The sequence below is a fragment of the Kingella denitrificans ATCC 33394 genome, assembly GCF_000190695.1.
Lineage (GTDB): Bacteria > Pseudomonadota > Gammaproteobacteria > Burkholderiales > Neisseriaceae > Kingella_A > Kingella_A denitrificans.
The window spans coordinates 801863-824038 of the sequence record NZ_GL870929.1 but is presented as its reverse complement, the minus strand read 5'-3'; the positions used below and the strand labels follow the sequence as shown (position 1 = coordinate 824038).

25 protein-coding genes are annotated in these 22176 nt (G+C 53.5%); 6 read left to right on the top strand and 19 right to left on the bottom strand.

From position 1 onward, the window contains the following. The first annotated feature begins 46 nt into the window (after positions 1-46). Positions 47-403 (top strand): hypothetical protein, encoded by a 357-nt coding sequence (locus HMPREF9098_RS04125; protein WP_003782306.1) that lies wholly within the window; start codon positions 47-49, stop codon positions 401-403. Between the two features lie 66 nt (positions 404-469). After that, positions 470-838: a TIGR02328 family protein gene (locus HMPREF9098_RS04120; protein ID WP_003782304.1), complete on the top strand. Its 369-nt coding sequence runs from the start codon at positions 470-472 to the stop codon at positions 836-838. Between the two features lie 409 nt (positions 839-1247). Here HMPREF9098_RS04120 and HMPREF9098_RS12205 read toward each other — a convergent pair whose 3' ends face one another. The 9 genes from HMPREF9098_RS12205 to HMPREF9098_RS04080 all read right to left on the bottom strand — a co-directional run bounded on the left by HMPREF9098_RS12205 (position 1248) and on the right by HMPREF9098_RS04080 (position 10974). Next, entirely contained in the window at positions 1248-1418 is a 171-nt protein-coding gene (locus tag HMPREF9098_RS12205) for a hypothetical protein (RefSeq protein WP_232617956.1), read from the bottom strand. Positions 1419-1692: 274 nt separating this feature from the next. Beyond that, positions 1693-2157, bottom strand: coding sequence for a hypothetical protein (locus tag HMPREF9098_RS04110; protein ID WP_003782299.1), 465 nt, complete (start codon positions 2155-2157; stop codon positions 1693-1695). Positions 2158-2177: 20 nt separating this feature from the next. Continuing rightward, positions 2178-2474 carry a polymorphic toxin type 24 domain-containing protein gene (locus HMPREF9098_RS11370; RefSeq protein ID WP_169309621.1) on the bottom strand — a complete coding sequence of 99 codons (297 nt, stop codon included), beginning with the start codon at positions 2472-2474 and terminating at the stop codon, positions 2178-2180. A 263-nt stretch (positions 2475-2737) separates the two neighbouring features. Continuing rightward, the gene (locus tag HMPREF9098_RS04105; RefSeq protein WP_003782297.1) at positions 2738-3205 is read right to left on the bottom strand and encodes an Imm42 family immunity protein; all 468 of its coding nucleotides are present in this window, start codon (positions 3203-3205) and stop codon (positions 2738-2740) included. 199 nt (positions 3206-3404) lie between these two features. Then, on the bottom strand, positions 3405-3893 hold the full coding sequence (locus tag HMPREF9098_RS04100; RefSeq protein WP_040564250.1) for a DUF456 domain-containing protein: 489 nt from the start codon (positions 3891-3893) through the stop codon (positions 3405-3407). A 79-nt stretch (positions 3894-3972) separates the two neighbouring features. Further along, entirely contained in the window at positions 3973-5139 is a 1167-nt protein-coding gene (locus HMPREF9098_RS04095; RefSeq protein WP_003782294.1) for an NnrS family protein, read from the bottom strand. Positions 5140-5279: 140 nt separating this feature from the next. After that, positions 5280-6767, bottom strand: a complete 1488-nt coding sequence (locus HMPREF9098_RS04090) for a DegQ family serine endoprotease (RefSeq protein ID WP_040564249.1) — start codon at positions 6765-6767, stop codon at positions 5280-5282. Positions 6768-6856: 89 nt separating this feature from the next. After that, positions 6857-8065 (bottom strand): 2-oxoglutarate dehydrogenase complex dihydrolipoyllysine-residue succinyltransferase, encoded by a 1209-nt coding sequence (gene odhB / locus HMPREF9098_RS04085; RefSeq protein WP_003782290.1) that lies wholly within the window; start codon positions 8063-8065, stop codon positions 6857-6859. 74 nt (positions 8066-8139) lie between these two features. Further along, on the bottom strand, positions 8140-10974 hold the full coding sequence (locus HMPREF9098_RS04080) for a 2-oxoglutarate dehydrogenase E1 component (protein WP_040564248.1): 2835 nt from the start codon (positions 10972-10974) through the stop codon (positions 8140-8142). 261 nt (positions 10975-11235) lie between these two features. On the opposite strand from HMPREF9098_RS04080, the gene ttcA reads away from it, so the two are divergent. Together ttcA and HMPREF9098_RS04070 are read left to right on the top strand one after the other, a co-directional pair. Beyond that, on the top strand, positions 11236-12183 hold the full coding sequence (gene ttcA / locus HMPREF9098_RS04075) for a tRNA 2-thiocytidine(32) synthetase TtcA (protein WP_040564247.1): 948 nt from the start codon (positions 11236-11238) through the stop codon (positions 12181-12183). Between the two features lie 85 nt (positions 12184-12268). Further along, the gene (locus tag HMPREF9098_RS04070) at positions 12269-12964 is read left to right on the top strand and encodes a phosphoglycolate phosphatase (protein ID WP_003782281.1); all 696 of its coding nucleotides are present in this window, start codon (positions 12269-12271) and stop codon (positions 12962-12964) included. 76 nt (positions 12965-13040) lie between these two features. Here HMPREF9098_RS04070 and tatC read toward each other — a convergent pair whose 3' ends face one another. From tatC to HMPREF9098_RS04035, 7 genes are all read right to left on the bottom strand, one after another. Next, positions 13041-13820, bottom strand: a complete 780-nt coding sequence (gene tatC / locus HMPREF9098_RS04065) for a twin-arginine translocase subunit TatC (RefSeq protein WP_003782280.1) — start codon at positions 13818-13820, stop codon at positions 13041-13043. After that, positions 13817-14338, bottom strand: a complete 522-nt coding sequence (gene tatB / locus HMPREF9098_RS04060) for a Sec-independent protein translocase protein TatB (protein WP_003782279.1) — start codon at positions 14336-14338, stop codon at positions 13817-13819. The genes tatC and tatB overlap by 4 nt, the downstream gene beginning before the upstream one ends. Positions 14339-14341: 3 nt before the next feature. Next, on the bottom strand, positions 14342-14545 hold the full coding sequence (gene tatA, locus HMPREF9098_RS04055; protein WP_003782278.1) for a Sec-independent protein translocase subunit TatA: 204 nt from the start codon (positions 14543-14545) through the stop codon (positions 14342-14344). 73 nt (positions 14546-14618) lie between these two features. Beyond that, complete coding sequence (locus tag HMPREF9098_RS04050; RefSeq protein ID WP_003782277.1) at positions 14619-14945, bottom strand: histidine triad nucleotide-binding protein; 327 nt, start codon at positions 14943-14945, stop codon at positions 14619-14621. 111 nt (positions 14946-15056) lie between these two features. Next, positions 15057-15593 (bottom strand): CreA family protein, encoded by a 537-nt coding sequence (locus HMPREF9098_RS04045; RefSeq protein ID WP_040564709.1) that lies wholly within the window; start codon positions 15591-15593, stop codon positions 15057-15059. Positions 15594-15613: 20 nt separating this feature from the next. Then, positions 15614-16369 (bottom strand): sulfite exporter TauE/SafE family protein, encoded by a 756-nt coding sequence (locus tag HMPREF9098_RS04040; protein ID WP_003782275.1) that lies wholly within the window; start codon positions 16367-16369, stop codon positions 15614-15616. 61 nt (positions 16370-16430) lie between these two features. Then, positions 16431-17603, bottom strand: coding sequence for a PilT/PilU family type 4a pilus ATPase (locus HMPREF9098_RS04035; RefSeq protein WP_003782274.1), 1173 nt, complete (start codon positions 17601-17603; stop codon positions 16431-16433). Between the two features lie 254 nt (positions 17604-17857). Here HMPREF9098_RS04035 and HMPREF9098_RS04030 point away from each other — a divergent pair, with 254 nt between their 5' ends. Next, complete coding sequence (locus tag HMPREF9098_RS04030; RefSeq protein WP_003782272.1) at positions 17858-18343, top strand: Lrp/AsnC family transcriptional regulator; 486 nt, start codon at positions 17858-17860, stop codon at positions 18341-18343. A gap of 128 nt (positions 18344-18471) precedes the next feature. Here the strand turns inward: HMPREF9098_RS04030 and HMPREF9098_RS04025 are convergent, their stop codons facing one another. After that, complete coding sequence (locus HMPREF9098_RS04025) at positions 18472-19704, bottom strand: multifunctional CCA addition/repair protein (RefSeq protein WP_003782268.1); 1233 nt, start codon at positions 19702-19704, stop codon at positions 18472-18474. Between the two features lie 218 nt (positions 19705-19922). Continuing rightward, positions 19923-20285, bottom strand: coding sequence for a rhodanese-like domain-containing protein (locus HMPREF9098_RS04020; RefSeq protein WP_003782267.1), 363 nt, complete (start codon positions 20283-20285; stop codon positions 19923-19925). 189 nt (positions 20286-20474) lie between these two features. On the opposite strand from HMPREF9098_RS04020, the gene HMPREF9098_RS04015 reads away from it, so the two are divergent. Then, entirely contained in the window at positions 20475-21428 is a 954-nt protein-coding gene (locus HMPREF9098_RS04015; RefSeq protein ID WP_003782266.1) for an AEC family transporter, read from the top strand. A gap of 248 nt (positions 21429-21676) precedes the next feature. Here HMPREF9098_RS04015 and HMPREF9098_RS04010 read toward each other — a convergent pair whose 3' ends face one another. Continuing rightward, on the bottom strand, positions 21677-22087 hold the full coding sequence (locus HMPREF9098_RS04010; protein ID WP_003782264.1) for a hypothetical protein: 411 nt from the start codon (positions 22085-22087) through the stop codon (positions 21677-21679). Between the last annotated feature and the right edge of the window lie 89 nt (positions 22088-22176).

Genomic DNA, 22176 nt, shown 5'->3' with positions numbered 1-22176 from the left:
ATGTGCAGGCTGCCTGTTCTTTTGCAGTGCAAGATAAGGAAATACGATGAAATTGAAATCCATCTACATCTATTGTTTCGCCGTCCTGTCGGCCATTACCGCTCTGCCCACACATGCCAAAAGCGTTCGCAGCGAAGAGCAGGCGATTCAGCGCGTGTCCGAATCCGTGGCACGCAATCGGCTGACCAGCCTGAAAACCGAATGCTTGATGTTTATGGCCGAGAAAACTAGAAACGGCTACATGGTAGACGTGCGCGAAAAACACGATGCCCAATGTGGCGGCGACCCGACAACCGCTCCGCGTTTGTTCAGTTATGAAATCGACCGGCGCAGCGGAAAAATGAAAACCGATGCCGCCGCGCCCAATGGCGAATGGACGGGCGAATACCGCGCCATCGATTGAAAATAATGTGCAGGCTGCTTTTCCATTGCCAAAAAGCAGCCTGCACTTTTTACAGAGACTCCATTTATGCGCCTGTGGCACCAAGCCCTTATTCCCCAACTCCCCCGCGCCCAACTACTCGGCCAACACCGCGAATGCGCCGCCCTGCGCGGCAACGGCTGGGGCCGGCCGCACGCCACCGTCAACTACGTCTTCGCCCACAGCCCCTATCTGCTCTACGCCTATCACGTTCTCATCATGGACGAAATGCAGCAGCGCGGCTACCGGCCAGATCCCGCGTGGCGCGATAAAAACCATCGCGGCAACACCTGCCCGTCCTATCCCGATTTGGCGGAAGAACCTGTCGGCAGCCCGATTTATGACGAACATGACGATGATTACCTTGCCGAATGCTTGGCAAATCTGCGCAGTAAAGGTATTGAAATACAAGGATGAGTTATGAACGGCGACCAACCCGTCTGTTGATGGCATTGGAATCTACTTGTTTGGCTGCCGAAGAGAGATTTTTAGGCTGCTTTTGCAGATACAGGATATGCCGCTACAAATAGCTAATCTATGCTTGTTGGTCAATATTTTGGTAGTTCTGGCAAAGGCAGGGTTAAAAATTGCACCATGCCTTGTTCAAAATCGGCATCCAGCTTTGCCACATCTTTGACTTTGCCGGCTTTAACCGCTTTGTCCCGCAACAAGGCAAAGCAGTCCCGAACGCCTTGTGCGACATATTCGCGCAGTTCGGTTTCGGTTTTTTCAGGCCAGTTTTTTTTCGGGAATGACCAAGTCGATTGTATAGTAAGGCTGATTGCGTCCTTTTCTTAAACGTTCCGGCCTCTCACCACCATCAAAATCAATCTCTCCCCCCTGCCACCCTGAATATAATGGAAAATTCATGCAGGGTTTTAAAATGGATGCATGGTTCTTCTTTATTTTGATTGAATATTCTATTTAATAAAATATGATATTGCCCAAAACGTTTATCAGTTTTATAGCCGCATTGCATTCCAATTCCAATAAACATAGGTTATTTCCTTTCTTACCATTGGTGTCGCGCATATGATACGGCACATAATTGGGGTCGTAATTCGGGTGATTGGGATTGCGTTTGCCCGCCCACGGTTCTTTGTTTTCCGGGCCGGGATTGCGTTCAACCAAGAAACGTTCAATTGTCGTAACTCTGTTTCTAGACCCGACAATATATGATTGCTTCCACTCGGTAAAGACTTGACTTACCGTGGTTGCTACTGCTTTAGGGAATGGAACGCGTGAGCAGCAAGTACCTATCCTACGTTTGCTTAGGGTTCTTGATAAAACGTAATACCAAACTGTTCATATTCTCCACTAATTTCAACAATGAATTTTTTATCTGGATATGTCCTTAACAAATGGTACTCCCAGCATTTTTTAATCATTTCAGCCACATTTTGATAAGTTTCATCGCTAGAATTGTCTGAAGTTCCAAAGAAAATATCGTATAACCGGAATTCATTGATAATTTTTTCGGCATCAGAAACAGAGTGGCTATGCGAAAGAAACTTATCAAACCTGTGTTTCTTTAACTCAAAATCTTGTTCTGTTAAAGCTAATCCTGCAAAAATAACCCCGCCATTATGTTCAATAGTATATGGATATAAAATATTTCCAATTATTTCAATATCTTCCATATATATTTCTTGGCCAATATAGTCATCTATTCCTAGATACTCAGAACCTGGAAGTTGAGAATCTCTCCATTGTTTGTATTTCCAATTTAAGTTCATCAGTTATTTCCTTTTGGTTTTTAGTATTGTAATTCATTAGGGCGAGGTTTTCTTGGGTTTTCCCTTGGAGAGGTTACTCTCTCGACACCATCAGAAGCTTTGGTATTCCTACCCCATTCAACAACATGTGGAGTTGTAATATCATTATGCGCTTTCCTCTTCATATCTACTCTCTTGACAATCATGCCTTTATTATCATACGTAGCATAGCTGGTAATGCTGCCATCATGATCCGCACGATAAAGAATCGCATCAGACTTTTCGCCTGTTTTAGGAAACTTTCTTATCGATACTTGTCTAGCATTCGGATTATCCAATGGATTCGGAGATCGCGTAGGCGTACCATTATTATTACTAACCCTTTGTTGCAGCCCCACATTGTAGTTTAAGTTGTTTCTACCGATGTTGTTGGAATGAGCTGGGTGTTGCGGTCTTTGAACCGGGCCATTCTCGCTTCCATCTTTCCGCCCCTTGGTGGCACTGTATTGGTGTTATTATCCATGCGCACACTCTTTGGCAATGAATGATCAGTATTAACCAACTCTTGTAAATCATTATCCTATTCATGAAATTGCACTATTTAATCCATATGTAACCCCCTCTCAAATTCAAGCACGATTTTTTCCAGAACATATTTATTAATACATAAAAAATATATATTGCTTTTATCTTTGTCTTTATATTTAAATACAGTAATTTTTTTGAGCTTAGCAATAAGAAAAATATCATCCTCTATATGGTAAAAATACATATGGTAATCATCAAAAGAATCACCCAGTCCTAGTGAATACTGACTGGCTATATCGGAGTCGTTCAGATAATTAAATATCTTAGGTACTTTACATTTCTTTATTTTCTCTGGTAATTTTAATGGAGTATTGATAGCTCGTTTTAATCTGCCGATAAATACTGGAATGTAAGTCCAATCCTCAAAAGTCCCAACGGGATTGGCATTTAACCAGATAATTAATGGCATCAGTACCTTATCATATGGGATAGTTGGTTTTTTTATTTCGATCGCAAATTTATCTTTGTTCCCAAATATCATGTTACCTCCATTTTATTTCGTATCTCACTAGGAATAATTCCAATATTTGAACGGTTAGTTCCCGTTAATGTTTTTCTAAAGGCTGCAAACAAAACGATCCGAACGGATAGCCGTTTGGGTGCAATATCTTCAATACAAACGCAGCCTGCACCCCGTTTCAGGACAGTGCAGGCTGCTTTTTGATTGGCAGACACTGTATTTATGCTACCCAATGGCCGATATATTGCGCCAAAATAATAAGCAGCACCACCAGCGCGGCGCCGATTTTGGCAATCGTGCCCAAGATGAAGCCAATCAGCGTGCCGATACCGACTTTGCCGGCCAGCAGCAGGTTGCGTTTGTCCAGAAATTCGCCGAGAGCCGCGCCCAAAAGGGGCCCGAAAATCATGCCGGGAATGCTGAAGAATATGCCCGCCACGCCGCCGATGGCCGCACCCCAAAGCGCTTCTTTGCTGGCGCCGGTGTATTTGGCACCCAGCACGCCGGCCATAAAGTCCATCGCCATGCCGAAGGCGCAAATCACGCCGACAATTAGCACGGAAAACGAGCCGATGACCGAATAATCTTGGCTGTAGGCCAGCAGCCATGTGCCGGCAAACAGAAAGGGCAGGCCGGGCAGCGCGGGGAGCAGGGTGCCGGATACGCCGATAAGGATGAGGAGGATGGCGAGGAGGATGAGTGCTGTCATGAGTGTGCCCGTTATGAATGGTGTGATGGATAAAAACTGCAGGCTGCTTGGCGGATATTCAAGCAGCCTGCACTTATCTTTACCCTGCTTTACCGTCAAGGCGCGGTTGCGTCAGCCATGGGCGGTAACGCCAGAAATACAGCAGCAGCGATGCGGCGAACAAGGAGGCGGACAGGCGGATGCTGTGGGTGTATGCCGTGGCATTGACAAAGGCCATGACGGCGGCCAATGCGCGCACGGCGGTGGCGGCGACCATCAGCCAGAACGCGGTGCCCATGCCGGCGGGTGCGGGGTAGAGCGGGCGGGCGGTGTGTCCCAGCGCGGTACGCACCATCATGCTGATGGTCAGCAAGCCGATGCCGCCGACGGCCAGCAAGTGCACGCCCAAACTTTGCAGCGAAGGGGCGGCAAAGGAAACGGCCAGCACCACCATGCCGAGCGATGAAGCGGCATAGCCCAAATGCAGCGTCCACAGCATGGGTTCGCCCAAAATGCCGCGGTTAAACCAGCGGTAGCTTTGGATACAGCCCAAGCAGCCTGCACCCAGAATCAACCATGCGGCCAGTGCGACGGCGGTGTGTGTCATCATCAGCGCGGTGGCGGCCATCGGCAGCACCAATGCGGCCAACATGGCATTCATCGGGGTTTGCACTTGCGGCGTGTTCAAACGGCGCGCGGTGAAGAACGGGATAATGCGGTTGCCGATTAAGCCGATAAAGCCTGCCACCATCACAATGCCTGCCGACAGCCCCGTGCGCAAGGTTTCGGTTTCGCCGGCCCATGCGTAATAGTGGAACGCCAGATGGCTGCAACCCAGCAATACGATGGCGGCAACGGCGATATAGTTGCGCGTGTTGCGGCTGGCCCAAACCGACTGCCACATGCCGTATGCGCCCAGCCAGAAAAATGCCGTACCCAGCAGACCGGTCGGGAGACCCCAAGGCAGGAACGCCGTGAGCCGCGCCGCCAGCCACAAGCCCACCAGCCACATCAAAAACTTGCCGCGGATGGGCGGCTGCTGCGTCCAAGTGGCCACCGCCGTGAGCAGGAATGCCACGACGATGCCGCCCGCATAGCCCCACACCATTTCGTGCGCGTGCCACAGATAGCCCGAGATGGCGCGCGTGCCCGTGAAGCCGAAGCCCCATAGCAACACCGAAAATGCGCCGTATAGCGCGCACAACAAATAAAACGGACGGAATGCCATCGCCCAGACGGGATGGTCGGCGGAGCAGAGTTTTTTCATAGTGGTTGTCCTTGTCATATTTTTTAATTAAATCAATGCTAAAAGCAGCCTGCACTTTCCTGCTGAAAGAAAATGCAGGCTGCTTTTGTAACATTCAAATCATGTTCTTATTTTAGCCCGAAATGCTGCTCATGGAAATGCTAAGGCAGCATTAACGCCAAAAACAGCGAATTGCCGCCGCGCTGCACCAACAGGGGAATCTGGTTGCCGGCCTGCTTGAATGCCGCCGCCAAACTTTCCTGACTGTTCACGCGCACGCCGCCCACTTCGACAATCACATCGCCGCGCCGCAAGCCTGCACGCGCCGCCGCACCTGTCGCACGGGTCACGACCAGCGACGATTCGCCCGAAGCGCCTGTTTGCAGCACCAAGCCCAAACCTGCATCGGGCAGCGTGAAGCTGGCGTCGTTATCCGCTTCCGCGCTGTCTGCCCGGTTGTGCTCGTTCTCCGCCACAGTGTTGTCCTGCTGTGCCAAGGTAACGGTCAGGTTCAGCTGTTCGCCTTTGCGCCAAATGCCCAGCTGCACGTCTTTGCCCGGCGCAATCGAGCCGATGGTCAAAGGCAGGTCGCCGGACGAACGGACTTCTTCGCCGTTCACGCTGCGGATAATGTCGCCCACCTGCAAACCGGCTTTGGCCGCAGGGCTGTCGGGCATGACTTTGGAAATCAGCGCGCCGGTGGGCTTGTCCAGGCCGAACGATTTTGCCAGATTGTAGCTGACTTCCTGAATCATCACGCCCAGTTGTCCGCGCTGCACACGGCCGGTGGCTTTGAGCTGATCGGCCACATTCATGGCCACGTCAATCGGGATAGCGAAGGAAATGCCCATGAATCCGCCGCTGCGGCTGTAAATCTGTGAGTTGATGCCGACCACTTGGCCGCGCAGGTTGAACAGCGGGCCGCCCGAATTGCCGGGGTTGATGGCGACGTCGGTTTGAATGAATGGCGTGTAGTTTTCATTGGGCAGGGTGCGGTTTTTGGCCGACACGATGCCTGCGGTAACGCTGTTGTCGAAACCGAAGGGCGCACCGATGGCGGCCACCCATTCGCCGGATTTCAGCTCGCTCGGATTGCCCAGCTTGGCCACGGGCAAATCGGCGGCATCGATTTTCAGCAGGGCAATGTCGGATTTTTCGTCCGCGCCGATGAGTTTGGCAGGGTATTCGCGCTTGTCGTTCAGCGTGATTTTGATGTTGTCCATGTCTTTGACGACGTGGGTGTTGGTCAGGATATAGCCGTCTTCGCTGATAATCACGCCGGAGCCGAAGTTGGCTTCGTTATCGCTGTCCAATCCGTCCGAATCATCGGGAATGATGCGTTTGAAAAAATCGGAAAAGGCATCGATGTCGGCACTTTCCTGCGCGCTGCGTTTGCTGCTGGTGTCGCGCAGTGCCTGAATATTGACCACCGAGCCGCCTTCACGCGCCACCAGTTGGGCGAAATCGGGCAGCAGCATGCCCACGGTGCCGTCCGCCTTCGGTGCTTCGGTTTGGCGCACAAATTCCTGCGAGGCGGCCGATTGGGAAACTTCCGTGCGTGCGGCGGTTTCTTTGGGCTCTGGTTTGCAGGCGGCAAGTGCGGCCAACAGGGTGCATAGGGCCAGTGTGGAAAGGCGGGAGGTGTGCATAGGGTTCTTTCGGAAATACAAAATAATGAAACGGTTGAAAGCAGCCTGCACTTTGGAGAGGGGTGCAGGCTGCTTTTTTGCTTGTCAGATTATAAATCCAGCAATAAACGAGCGGGGTCTTCCAACAGCTCTTTGATGGTGACCAAAGTCAGCACGGCTTCGCGGCCGTCGATGATGCGGTGGTCGTAGGACAATGCCAGGTACATCATCGGACGCACGACAACTTGGCCGTTTTCCACCACGGCGCGCTCTTTGGTGGCGTGCATGCCCAAAATGGCGGATTGCGGCGGATTGATGATTGGGGTGGACATCATCGAGCCGAATGTGCCGCCGTTGGTGATGGAGAAGGTGCCGCCGGTCAAATCTTCAATGGCGATTTTACCGTCTTTGGCTTTCACGGCGTAATCCACAATCGCTTTTTCGATTTCGGCAATGCTCATTTGGTCTGCATCGCGCAGGATGGGCACAACCAGGCCGCGCGGAGAACCGATGGCGATACCGATGTCGAAGTAGCCGTGGTACACAATGTCTTTGCCGTCCACCGAAGCATTCACAACGGGGAATTTTTTCAACGCAGCCACCGCCGCTTTCACGAAGAACGACATAAAGCCCAATTTCACGCCGTGTTCTTTTTCAAATTTTTCTTTGTATTTGGCGCGCAAATCCATTACCGGTTTCATATTGACTTCGTTAAACGTGGTCAAAATGGCGTTTTCTTGTTGCGAAGCCAGCAGGCGTTCGGCAACGCGGGTACGCAGGCGGCTCATCGGTACGCGTTGTTCTGGGCGTGGGCCGGTCAGTGCGGGCGCGGCAGAAGCAGCCTGCACTTTGGCAGCGGCATTTTTCACGTCTTCTTTCAATACGCGGCCGTCGCGGCCAGAACCTTGAATAGAAGCAACGTCCACGCCGGTTTCTGCGGCCAGTTTCGCAGCGGCAGGCAGGGCAACGCCGGCTTGTGTGTTGGCGCTTGGCGCTGCTTCGGCGGCAGGTGCGGTAGCCGGAGCTGGTTGTGCGGTAGCCGGAGCTGGTTGTGCGGCAGGCGCGGCGGTAGCGGCAGCGGCTTCGGTATCGATTTTGGCCAGGAATTGTTCGGAGGTAACGGTTTCGCCGTCTTGCACCACGATTTCAACCAATACGCCGGATTGCGGCGCAGGCACTTCCAAAACGACTTTGTCGGTTTCAATATCGACCAATGTCTCGTCGCGGGTCACGGCATCGCCCACTTTTTTATGCCAAGACAGCAGCGTTCCTTCGGTAATACTTTCTGCAAAAACAGGTACTTTTACTTCAATAATCATAATGGTCTCCAATAGGGTAGTGTCGGTGGAATGTGTGGCTGCTTTTCGGCGGGGCAAAAAGCAGCCTGCAGATTTTATTCGAATGCCAAGGCATCAGCCAGTAGTTGTTCCAACTGCGCTTTGTGTTTGCTGGCGTAACCCACGGCTGGCGATGCGCTGGCTGGGCGACCAGCAAAGCGGACTTTTTGGCCGTCTTTTACCAATGCTTCCAAACGGTGGCGTGTTTGATACCAAGCGCCTTGGTTTTTCGGCTCTTCCTGAGCCCACAAAATTTCCGTTGCATTCGGGAATTTTGCCAACTCGGCTTCGGCTTCGGCATAAGGGAACGGATAAAGCTGCTCTGTGCGGATAATCGCCACTTTGTCTTGCAAGCCTGCATCTTCGCGCGCTTTGGCCAAATCGTAATACACTTGGCCGGCACACATAATCACGCGTTGTACGGATTTGTTGTCTGCGCGTTGAACCGTATCGCCAATCACCGGACGGAAGGTAGTGCCTTCCAAGAAGTTTTCCAGCGGGCTCATGGATTCTTTGAAGCGCAGCAGGCGTTTGGACATGAAAATAATCAAAGGTTTGCGGTATGAGCGCAGGGCTTGGCGGCGCAAGATGTGGAACATTTGCGATGCTTCAGACGGCATCACGACCTGCATATTGTGCTCAGAACACAGTTGCAGCCAGCGTTCCAGACGGCCGGAAGAGTGTTCCGGGCCTTGTCCGTCATAACCGTGCGGCAGGATGACGGTCAGGCCACACAAGCGTCCCCATTTGGTTTCGCCCGATGAAATGAATTGGTCGATGGCCACTTGCGCGCCGTTGGCAAAGTCGCCGAACTGCGCTTCCCAAATCACCAAGTTGTTCGGTGCGGAGCAGGCATAGCCGTATTCGTAGGCCATGACGGCTTCTTCGTTCAGGATGGAGTCGATGACGGTGAAGTGGGCTTGGTTGTCCGCCATGTGTTGCAGCGGCGTGTAAATGCCGGTGTCGGACGTGCTGCGGTTGGTGTCGTGCAGCACGGCGTGGCGATGCGAGAACGTGCCGCGTCCGGAGTCTTCGCCCGAAATGCGCACGCCGGTGCCGTTGGTTACCATGCTGGCATAGGCAAGGGTTTCCGCCATGCCCCAATCAATCGGCTGTTTGCCTTCCGCCATTTCTTTGCGCTGCTCCAGCACGCGTTTGGCGGTATTGTGCAAGCCAAATCCTTCGGGGACTTGGGTGAATTTTTCCGTCAGGCGTTGGATGTCGGTAGCAGGCAGGCCGCTTTCCACTTGTTCGCGCCAATCTTGCCCTTGGTATTTGCTCCAATCGACACGGTGTTTGCTTTCGTAGTCGGTCAGGCGGGTTTTTTCGACATGTTCGCCTTTGTCCAGTGCAGCGCGGTAGGCATCTACATAGCCTTCGGCTTCTTTCTCGGTCAATACGCCTTCTTTCACCAGTTTTTCGGCATACAGTGCGCGTGTGCCGGGATGTTTGTGGATGGCGCGGTACATCATCGGTTGGGTCAAAGTTGGATCGTCGCCTTCGTTGTGGCCCAGTTTGCGGAAGCACACCACATCAATAACCACGTCTTTCTGGAAGGTGTTGCGGTAGTCCAAAGCAGCCTGCACGGCGAAACACACGGCCTCAGGGTCGTCGCCGTTCACGTGAATCACGGGTGCGGCCACCATTTTGGCAATGTCGGTGCAATACACGGTGGAGCGGGTGTCGCGGGTGTCGGACGTGGTGAAGCCGATTTGGTTGTTGATGACCAAATGGATTGTGCCGCCGGTGGTGTAGCCGCGCGTGTGGGACAGATTGAAGGTGGCTTGGTTCACGCCCAGGCCGATAAATGCAGAGTCGCCGTGAATCAGCACGGGCAGAACCTGTTTGCGCCCGTCAGAACCGCGACGGCGCTGTTTGGCGCGTGTGGAACCTTGCACGACGGGATTGACGATTTCCAGATGCGACGGGTTGAAGGCCAATGTGACGTGCATGGGGCCGAAAGGCGTGGCGATGTCGGAATTGAAACCGTTGTGGTATTTCACGTCGCCGCTGGGCAGTTTGGCTTCTTGGCGGCCTTCAAATTCGGCAAACAAATCTGCAGGCTGCTTTCCTAATGTATTGACCAAGACGTTCAAACGGCCGCGGTGCGCCATGCCGATAATGATTTCTTCGACACCGTATTTGCCTGCGTTTTGCACCAGGTAATTCAAACCGGCAATCGCGCTTTCGCCGCCTTCCACGGAGAAGCGTTTTTGGCCGACATATTTGGTGTGCAGATAGCGCTCCAATGTTTCGGAAGCAGTTAATTGTTTGAGAATGTAGCGTTTTTCATCTTTACTGAAGAGCGGTGTGGACAGGCGGCTTTCAAAATAATCGCGAACCCATTGGCGTTCTTCACGGTTTTCGATGTGCATGTATTCGACGCCGATATGTTCGCAATACGTCTGTTTCAGTTTGCTGATGATGTCGGCCAGGGTAAGTTTGGTGGCACCGCCGAAATCGCCTTCGCCCAGGCTGAATTGCACCGCCATGTCCGCATTGGTCAAACCGTGTGTTTCCGGTTGCAGGCCTTCCACGTTGCGCGGCGCTTTCAAGCCCAACGGGTCGAGTTTGGCCGCGCCGGAACCTTGAATGCGGTAGGCGGAAATCAGGCGCAATACGGCAATTTGTTTTTGCAGCAGGTCTTCGTCAATCGCGCCGGCAGTCGCGGCAATATTGTGGCGTTTTGCCAGGTTGGCGAACGATTCTTGGATGGGGCGGTGCGCCACGTCGCGCTCGACTGCGCCGGGCAGTGCCGCCAATTCGCGAAAATAGCCCTGCCATTCAGGGCTGACGGAATCGGGATCGCTTAAATAGGCTTCGTAAAGTTCTTCAATATAAGGAGCGTTTGAGCCGAATAAATAAGAAAAGCGGTTTTTTTCATTCATCATGGCGATGCCTTTTAATTTAGTTGGAAGGAATGTGTTTCTGCACAAACGGTGCTTATGCGCAGGAATATTGCAGCATTTTGCGCTATTCTACTCTTGATACCTTGCCTGTGTCAGCATAAAAAGCGAAATTTCTGCAAAAAATGTAGTCTGATGTAGTTTGAAATATACCGCCGGCGGTGCGGGGCAGAATTTTCTCAATGTGCAGGCTGCTTTTGTACTATAATCTGCCGATTCAGAGTGATTCTCCCCGTATTTGAAATTATGTCGAAAAAAACCAAAACAGAATTAGAAAACAATAAATTGAACAAACGCCTTCGCCACGCGGTGGGCGATGCGATCAACGATTTCCAGATGATTGAAAACGGCGACAAAATCATGGTCTGCCTTTCCGGCGGCAAGGACAGCTATGCGCTATTGGATATTCTGCGCCAGTTGCAGGCCTCTGCGCCGATTGATTTCGAGCTGGTGGCCGTGAACCTTGACCAAAAGCAGCCGGGCTTTCCCGAACACGTGTTGCCGGAATACCTGACGTCCATCGGTGTGCCGTTCAAAATCGTGGAAGAGGATACTTATTCCACGGTGAAGCGGGTATTGGACGAGGGTAAAACCACTTGTTCGCTGTGCAGCCGTCTGCGGCGCGGCATCCTGTACCGCACGGCCAAGGAATTGGGCTGTACCAAAATCGCGCTGGGACACCACCGTGACGATATTTTGGCCACGCTGTTTCTGAATATGTTTTACGGCGGCAAACTCAAGGCCATGCCGCCCAAGCTGGTGAGCGACAATGGCGAGCATATCGTCATCCGCCCGCTGGCGTATGTGAAAGAAAAAGATTTGATTAAATATGCGGAATTGAAGCAGTTTCCGATTATTCCGTGCAACCTGTGCGGCTCGCAGCCGAATTTGCAGCGGCAGGTCATCGGCGATATGCTGAAAGACTGGGACAAGCGTTTCCCCGGCCGGATTGAGAGCATGTTTTCGGCATTGCAAAACGTGGTGCCTTCGCATTTGGCGGACACGGAACTGTTTGATTTTGCCGGTTTGCAGCGCGGCCAAGAATTGAAGCACGGCGGCGATTTGGCGTTCGACAGCGAAACGGTGTCGTTTGCCGCGCCGCGCGATGAAGAAGAAAAGCAGCCTGCACGCAAAGTTATCAATATTCTGGGCAATAAGCCGAAAAGCGGCTGCGCTTTGACGGAGCAGCCGTAATCTTGAAAAGTGCAGGCTGCTTTCGGGCTTTGAAAAGCAGCCTGCACGTTATCCGACGCCGTGTTTAACCATTAGGAGAGACAGTATGATTCATATTCCGCACGTTCAGGCCGTAGCTTTTGATTTGGACGGCACTTTGGTGGATTCCGTGCCCGATTTGGCTGCCGCCGCCAACGAAATGCGCGCGGTTTTGGGTATGGAAAGGCTGCCCGAAGCAACGGTGCGCAGTTATGTGGGCGACGGCATTGCCGTTTTGGTGAACCGCACTCTGACCGATGATGAGCACGGTCAGGCGGACCTGTCTCTGTTCGAGCGCGGCAGCGAAGTGTTCCTGCGGTATTATGCCGACCATATTGCCGACCAGACGCGGCCGTATCCCGAAACCGAAGCCGGATTGGGTTTGCTGAAATCTTTGGGCATTCCCTTGGCGGTGGTCACTAACAAAAGCGATTTGCTGGCAATAAAACTGCTGAAAGCCTTGAAATTGGAGCAATATTTCAGCATCGTGGTGGGCGGCGACACGCTGAACGTGCGCAAACCGAGCGGCGAGCCGCTGCGCCATGTGGCCGGCGTGCTGGGCATTCAAACGCAGAATATGCTGATGGTGGGCGATTCGCGCAACGATATGCTGGCGGCCAAAGATGCAGGCTGCCCGGTAGCGGGCGTTACATTCGGCTATGGCGATATGGCGGCGTTGTCCGAACATGAAACCACCAAGCCCGATTTGCTGATTGGCTCTTTGGTGGAGATTTACAACCAATTGGAAGCAGAACATTCCTAACCATCACGCCGAAAAAGTGCAGGCTGCTTTTGGATACGCCTTCAAAAGCAGCCTGCACTTCATATTACGAACGGTTTTATGATTGGGGTTCTTCCGAATCATCGTCCGCCCCGCCAACCGCGCGCGGTTTCACGATGCGGCATACCAAAATCCCCATTTCGTACAGCAAAATCATCGGCACGGCCAACATGATTTGCGACAATACATCGGGCGGCGTGACCACGGCGGCAATGATGAACGACGCCACAATCAGATACGGCCGCGCGGCGGTGAGTTGATGATAAGTAATCACGCCCATGCGGTACAGCAGCACCACGGCCACAGGGATTTCAAACGTCAGCCCGAACGCCACAAACATACCCAGCACAAACGACAAATATTTGTCGATGTCGGTGGCCATGCTCACGCCCAGCGGTGTCATTCCGGCAAAAAATTTGAACACCATCGGGAAGACCAGGAAATAGCAAAACGCCATCCCGGCGGCGAACAGAATGATGCTGGACAAAATCAGCGGAACGATGAGCCGCTTTTCGTTTTGATAGAGCGCGGGGGCGACAAACGCCCAAATCTGATAGAGCGTGTTGGGCAACGCGGCCAGAAATGCCGCCATCAAGGCCACTTTAATCGGCACGAAAAACGGCGCAATCACATCGGTGGCAATCATGCTGGTGTTGTTCGGCAGCACGCTCATCAGCGGCTGCGCCACAAACGAATATAACGTTTGGGCAAAAGGCACGATGGCGAAAAAGCACACGGCAATGCCCAAAACCGCCCAAACCAAACGGCGGCGCAATTCCAGCAAATGTTCGATCAGCGGCTGTGCCTGGCCGCCTGCAGGCTGCAATTCTTCGCTCATCGGCGGATCCTTAATTTCGGTGTCGGACGGTGGCGCGGGCGCATATCCCGTTTGCGCGACAAAGCCCGTTTACGCAAAGTGGGCGTGTGTGCCGTGCCGATGGAACGGCTGGGCGTGATGGCGGAGGATAGGGCGGGCGCAGGGGCGCTGTACGCAGCAGTGCTGTCTTCCAAGCCGAAATCCGCCGGCGTTTTCTGTTCGGGCAGCCGCTCCCATGCGGGGACGCTGTCGTGCAGATGTTCGGCGATTTCCTGTGAATTCTGCTCCACCTGCTTGCTCAAATTCTGCAAATCCTGCTGGATTTCGGCAGATGTTTCTTCCAGTTCCTGTTTGACCTTGATTAATTCCGCCACTTCGGCATGCGCCGCCAATTCCGAGCGCACACCGGCGGCCAGGCTTTGGATTTTGGCCATCCACTGACCCGCTTTGCGCGCAACGACCGGCAAGCGTTCCGGCCCCAAAACCACCAGAGCCACAACGCCTGCCAACATCATTTCGGTTAAACTGAAATCAAACATTTTTTAAGACTTGTTTTGGTCGGACTCATGTTCGATCACATCGTCTTTTTTGGCCGATTCGGGATGGCTGCCTTTGTCCAAGCCTTCTTTGAAGTCGTGCACAGCGCCGCCCAAGTCTTTGCCGACATTGCGCAATTTTTTCGTGCCGAATATCAGCACCACAATCACCAGCACGATAATCCAGTGCCAAATAGAACTCAAACCCATGGAACATTCCTTTCAAAATGGTATTTAAAAAATCATGCAGGCAGCCTGCACACGGCAGACGCCTTTGTTTTTGTTAATGTGCAGGCTGCCCTAAAATATGGATATGCAGGTGGAACACTTCCTGCCCGCCGCCTTTGCCTGTGTTGATTTGCGTTTTAAAGCCGTTGGTCAGGCCTGCATCGGCGGCGATTTGCGGCACTTTCAGCATCATCTTGCCCAATAAGGCTTCGTATTTTGCTTCCGCGTGCGCCAGCGAATCCAAATGTGTTTTCGGAATCAGCAGCAGGTGCACGGGCGCGGACGGCTGGATGTCTTTAAAACAGAGCATGTGTTCGTCTTCGTACACCACGTCGGCAGGAATCTGTTTATCTTTGATTTTGCAGAAAATGCAGTCGGTCATGACGGTTTCCTTCTCTATGCGCCGCAAAAAGCGCTATTTTAATGGATTTTAACATTGCGTGCTGAAGTTTTACGAACGGCACGGCAAGTGCAGGCTGCTTTTGGCGGCAGGTTACTGCGCCGTTTCAATCACGCAGCCGCCGAAGGTTTGACGGCCCGGTTCGCTGGCGGTAACGGCAGGCTGGGTGGCCGGCGCGCTGTAACACGAAAACGCGGAGAGCGAGTTTTTGGGCGAGCCTTGGATAATCTTGTCGCTATACACCATATAGGCGAAGGCTTTGCGTTTGGCATCGTAATAACGCATGATTTGCAGGCTTTTGAAGGCAAAGCTGGCATTGCGTTTGAACACTTGGCGTGGCTTGGCCACCACGCGCTCGTCAAACGTGACCAGCGGCGCGGTTTGCACGCACGATACGCTGGCATCGGACGCATCTTCTTCCAGGTTCACGGTTTCGCGCAGGCCGCCTTTTTTGGCGTACGACAAAAAGCACGATACGCCGTGTACGTCAGGGTCGTCGAATGCTTCGATTTCGATACGGTCGTTTTTACCCAGCAGGTTGAACACGGTGGAGGCTTCGCCGATAGAGTCGGTGTTTTTGCCGCATGCGCTAAGCAGCAATGTCAGCAGTGGGAGTGTCATCCATTTCATTTTCATTTTTTATCCTTGTGTTATTTGAACAATGCCAGCATTACGGCCACCAGCGTCATCACAAAAATCAGCCAGCGCACGGTGCGGACGGGCAGCTTTAACGCCAAACGCACGCCGATCATCGCGCCCAGCGTGTTTCCCGCCGCTAATGCAATGCCCACGCCCCACCAAATTTGCCTCTGCACGATGAAAATCAGAAAGGCGGCGGTGGTGAAGCCCATGGTGCAAAGCAGTTTGAGTGCGTTGCTGCGTATCATATCGTAACCCAACAGGCCTGCAAACACGGGCAGCATCAACAAGCCCACGCCCGCTTGGACAAAGCCGCCGTAAATACCGATGAAAAACAGCAATATCCAAGAATGCGGCCGCAGCGGCTGCGGTATCGAAGCAGCCTGCACTTCAAACAGGCGCGGCTTGACCAGCACGATGGTGGCCACCGTCAGCATGCTGAGCAGCAGCGTGGGTTTCAATATCCAGTTCGGCAGCACGGAGGCCGCCACCGCACCGGCAATGCCGCCGAGCAGGGTCGGCACCAGCACTGCCTGCCATTGGCGGCGTGGCGGGATTTTTCCGGCTTTGGCAAAACCGCGTATGCCGGTAATGGTTTGCAGGAAAATACCGACACGGTTGCTGCCGTTGGCGATGTCGGGCGGAATACCGAACATCATCAGCACGGGCAGGATAAGGTTGCTGCCGCCGCCCGCCATGATGTTGATAATGCCTGCCAGCGTGCCCAAGAGGACAATGGCCAGATATTGCCACCAAATCAATTCCATACCAAACTTCCTTTTGGGTGTTCAAAGTGCAGGCTGCTTTTTCAATCGTTGAAACAAGCGTTTATTCGTCCGATGAATAATCGGTCAATGCCAGATTGTCCAGCGCGCTGCCGGAACCTGCGGTGGCGGTTTTTTTGCTGTTTAATTGAATTTGCAGGCGCAGGTCGTTGACCGAATCGGCATTTTTTAGCGCGTCGTCGTAGGTAATCAAATCTTCTTCATACAAATCGAACAGGGCTTGGTCGAAGGTCTGCATGCCGATGTCGCGCGATTTGGCCATGATTTCCTTTACGCCGTGAATATCGCCCTTCAAAATCAGCTCGGAGATGAGCGGCGAATTGAGCAGGATTTCCACGGCGGCCACGCGGCCTTTTTCGCCTTTGCGCGGAATCAGACGCTGCGAGATGAAGCCTTTCAGGTTCAAAGACAAATCGTTCAGCAGTTGGGTACGGCGCTCTTCAGGGAAGAAGTTGATGATGCGGTCGAGCGCTTGGTTGGAGTTGTTGGCGTGCAGCGTGGCCATGCACAAGTGGCCGGTTTCGGCAAACGCCAGCGCGTAGTCCATGGTTTCGCGGTCACGGATTTCGCCAATCAAAATTACGTCGGGGGCTTGGCGCAGGGTGTTTTTCAGCGCGGCAAACCAGTCTTGCGTGTCCACGCCCACTTCGCGCTGCGTGATGATGCAGTTTTGGTGCGGATGGACGAATTCGATCGGGTCTTCGATGGTGATAATGTGACCGTAGCTGTTGGCGTTGCGGTAGCCAATCATGGCGGCGAGCGAGGTGGATTTGCCCGAGCCTGTGCCGCCGACAAAAATTACCAGGCCGCGTTTTTCCATCACCACTTGTTTCAAAACGGGCGGCAGGTGCATGTTTTCAAATTTGGGGATTTCGCTGGTAATCACGCGGCACACCAAGGCGGTGGCGCCGCGCTGCACCATGGCGTTGATGCGGAAGCGCGATACGCCGGCCAGGCTGATGGCGAAGTTGCATTCGTTGGTGGTGAAGAATTCTTCCGCCTGCTTGTCGTCCATAATCGAACGGGCGATTTGCTGCGTGTGTTCGGCGGTGAGGGGTTTGTCGGTGATTTTGGTGAGTTTGCCGTCCAATTTCATGGCGGGCGGATAACCGGCGGTGATGAATAAATCCGAGCCTTTATTTTTGACCATGTGGGTGAGCAGGCCGTGGATGAATTTTTTCATTTCTTCGTTAACGGGAGGGATATTCGGGGTCATTTTTGGCTATCCTGTGGGGAAAAGTGCATAAAAAGAAGAAATTTTAGCGGTTTCTGAAATTTTTGTCGCGTATATTGCGTAGTCAGCGTAATATTTGTAGCGGGAATTGTAAAAATCCCGTTTGGTTGTACTCGGTACGGTTGGTTGGAACAGGAATGGGCAACACCGTATCATCATTGCGATTTTAATTGGCCGTCTATCGAATACATATTTAGCAGTTTTAAGATATAAAAAAGGGAAATGGAGGCAGTAGTATGTCGCAGTCCGAGATCACATTGGACAGGATTGACTTGAAAATTTTACAGGTGTTGCAGGAAAACGGGCGTTTGAGCAATGTGGAATTGTCCGAGCGCGTGGCTTTGTCGCCCTCGCCGTGCTTGCGCCGCCTGAAGCAGTTAGAGGATATGGGCATTATCCGGCGTTATGCCGCGTTGCTTTCGCCCGTGTCCCTGCGCTTGGGTTTGCAGGTCATTATCCGTGTGAGTACGGATAAGTCGGCACAGTCGCGGCAGGATTTCGAATCGGCGGTGCATACGTGGCACGAGGTGCTGTATTGTTTTGCGCTGACGGGCGAGGCGGATTATCTGCTGCACGCGTTTTTTACTGATATGAATGCGTTTTCGCATTTTGTGTTGGATGTGTTGCTCTCGCACGAGGGCGTGCAGGACGCGAAATCCAGCTTCGTGCTGAAGGAAATCAAGCATACGACTGCGTTGCCGCTGGCACATTTGGAGAAATGATGTGTTGATGAGAGTGCAGGCTGCTTTTGAAGTGTGAAAAAGCAGCCTGCACTTTTTGTGTGTTGAATCTTCGATGAAATTTTAAAAGGCGGCCGTATTGCACATGGGCGCGTGCATTAGGTAGCCGCTCACAGGTTCTGTCCGAAGGCAGCCTGCACTTCTTTGATTTTTTCTGCGCGCGCCTGGTTGATATGCAGCGCGATTTTCTCCGGGCTGCCGGCGAATTGTTGGGCAATTGCACCCGCATCGACCTGCAGCGCCGCACGGATGCACGCCATGATGTATTCGCGTTGCGGATATTCGCTGTTTTCCAAGCCCAAACGTCCTTGGCGGTCGGCCAGGCAGACGTTCAAAGCAGCCTGCACCCGTTCGGGGCGGCGGAAGGCATCGCATTCTTTCAGCAATTTCACGATTTTGCCCGCGCTTTTGATTTGGCCGACTTGGTGGAAGCGGATATGGAAGGCGCACACCAGTTCCGCCAGTTCGGCGCATTGTTTCGGCACGCGCCAGCGCGCATTCACCGCACGGATGGGCGCAATGCCGCGTTCGTCATGCCCGATGTGTTTGGGCAGGATGTCCGCCGGCGTGAGCGCTTTGCCCAAATCGTGCAGCAGCGCGGCATAACGCTCCGCCAACGGCAAATCCATATCCGCCGCCCGTTGCAAAACCAGCAGCGTGTGTTCGCCCGAATCGATTTCGGGATGGTAATCCGCCCGCTGCGGCACGCCGAACAGTGCGTCCACTTCGGGCAGCAGCACCGCCAGTGCGCCGCATTCGCGCAGCACTTCCACCATGCGTCGCGGCTGCCGCTCCATCAGGCCTTTCGCCAATTCCTGCCACACGCGCTCCGCCACCAAAGCGTGTGCCTCGCCGTTTTCCACCATGCCGCGCATCAGCCGCATGGTTTCTTCCGCCACCGAAAAGCCGTACCGCGCCGCAAAACGCGCCACACGCAAAATCCGCACCGGGTCTTCGGCAAATGCGGGCGATACATGGCGCAGAATCCCGCGCTGCAAATCCTGTTGCCCGCCAAACGGGTCGATAATCCGCCCGTCTTGGTCTTGCGCCATCGCATTGATGGTCAAATCGCGCCGCTGCAAATCTTCTTCCAGCGTCACATTCGGGTCGGCGAACACCTGAAACGCCGTGTAGCCGCGCCCCGTTTTGCGTTCGGTGCGCGCCAATGCGTATTCTTCGTGGCTTTGCGGATGCAGGAACACGGGGAAATCCTTGCCCACCGGCTGATAGCCCTGCGCCAGCAATTGTTCCGCCGTCGCGCCCACCACCACCCAGTCGCGGTCTTTCACCGGCAGGTTCAGCAAAGCATCGCGCACCGCGCCGCCGACCAAATAAATCTCCATGATGTGTTCCCGTTGCAAGCAAAATGGCAATTATACCGCCGATAAAACCCGTTCAAAAAGCAGTCTGCACCCCACCGGTCCAATTCCGTAAAAAGTGCAGGCTGCTTGTTGCACAACAAAACCGTGTCTTAACGGCTTCATCGCGTTGCGCCGCCAATGAAAAAAAGCAGCCTGCACATCATCGTTCAGTGTGCAGGCTGCTTTTGAATGCCGTTCGGTTAGCGGATGCCGGCTTTAAGCAAATCTTGATAGCCGCCGTGGTTGGTCACATTGGTGTAGCCCATTTTGCGCAATTCCTGCAACGCAACTTCGGCGCGGCGGCCGGAGCGGCAATACAGGTTCACGGGCGCGTTTTTGTTCGGTGCAACGCGTGCGATATTGGCCGTGATTTGGTCCACGGGAATGTTCACCGCGCCTTGCAAATGGCCTTCTTTAAACTCTTCAGGCGTGCGCACGTCAATCCACACACCGGCAGCGCGTTTGGTTTGTGTGGCGGCAGGCGCGGCAGGCTGCGCGGCTTGTGCGGCCACGGGCAGAACCAAAGCACTGGCCACCAGCAAGGTTTTGAACAGGTTTTTCATCGTAAAAGTCCTCTTGTCAGTGTTGAAAAACGGCGGCCATTATGCCACGCTTTTTGATGCACGAAAATGAAAATTTGTAATCGCAACGATAAAATATGTCGATAGTACAATGATTTGTAAAACATGTTTACTATAAATTTGCCGAAATTTACAATATCGTCCCGTTTTTTTGGAACGAATGGTTTGTGTATGGAAGTGTTTATTGCGTTGCTGTTTGCCGTCGGCGTGACCCTGCCCAACATCCTGCTGCTGGGCTTGGGCAGATGGCTGCGCCGCACGGGCAAGGTCGATGAAGCATTTTGCCAAAAAGCCTCGCAGGTGGTGTTTCAATGGAGCCTGCCCATGCTGCTTTTGTCCAATATCATCGGCAAGCCGGTGCATTTTGCCGCGCAGGGCAAGCTGGTGCTGGCCGGGCTGCTGACCACGTTTTTGCTGTATGCGCTGGCGGAGGCGTTTGCCCATTTCCATATTCCGCAACCTGCCGACAAAGGCGTGTTCGTGCAGGGCGTTTTCCGCAGCAATTTGGGGATTATCGGCCTGGCGTTCGTGCAGAATGCTTATGGCGGCGACGGCTTGGCGAACAGCGCGGTGTATATGGGCATCGTCACCATCGAATTGAATATTTTGGCGGTTTTGACGCTCAGCCGTACCAAGCAGGCTTCTTGGCGGCAGAAACTGGCCGACACGGCGCGCAAAATCGTCACCAATCCGCTGATTGCCGCCATCGTGCTGGCCATGTGCCTGAACGAATTGCCGTGGTCCGTGCCCGAACCGCTGCTGCAAACCGCGCGTTATCTGGGGCATTTGGCGCTGCCTCTGGCTCTGTTGTGCGCCGGCGCGACGTTTCATTGGCAGACGGCGAAAAAATGGTCGGACGTGTCGGTGCTGTCCAGCATCGGGCGGCTGGTGGTGGCGCCGCTGATGGCCGTGCTGGTGGGCAAATGCTTCGGCTTGCAGGGCATGGACATGGGCATTTTGTTTTTGATGACGGCCACACCCGTCGCCGCGGCCAGCTATGTGATGGCGAAGGCGATGGGCGGCAACGATGTGGCCGCCGCCAACATTATGGGCATTACCACCGTGGGCGCGATGCTGTCGGCCGGATTGGGCATGACGGTGCTGCGGCTGCTGGGTTGGATGTAGCCCGCGGATGTTCGGCAAAAAAAGCAGCCTGCACATTTGTTTTCAGTGTGCAGGCTGCTTTTTCGCGCGTCTTGCCGCGCACCACGCTTGGGTTTGCCGCCCGTGGCATATAGTGGATTAAAATAAAAATGAGACAAGGCGGCGATCCAACGCCGTATCATTGCGATTTTAATTCACTATAAATCTCGGCAATTCAAAATGCAGGCTGCTTTTGGCGGTTTCAGGCCGTTCAAAAGCAGCCTGCAGCCTTAATCCGCCGCTTCAGGCTTGGGCAGGCACACCGACATCACCGCCATGGTCGCCGCCGCGCATGCCGCCACGACAAACGTCAGCCCCCATTCCACAAATCCGTCGCCCATGAACAGCTCGCCCAGCACAATCGAAACCACCGCCAGCGCTGCGCCCAAACCGGCCGACACCGCTGCACCGCGCCAGTTGCGCCGCAGTTTCAGTTTCACCGCCAGTAGCGCATAGACCAGCATGGCGGGCAGGCTGTATATCCACAGCCAGACAATCATGCTGCCATACCATTGCAGCGCGTTCGGCGTGAAACTCACGGCCAAATCGCCCGAAAGCATGGCGGTCAGGAGCATCAGTACCGCGGCCAGCAGCGGCGGCAGCACCATTATGAGAAAGAGTGATTTGATATAGGGTTTCATGGCAACTATTTGAAAACAAATATTTATATATGTGCAGGCTGCTTTTGGAGCTTTCCCGCCGTTCAAAAGCAGCCTGCACCAGATTCGGC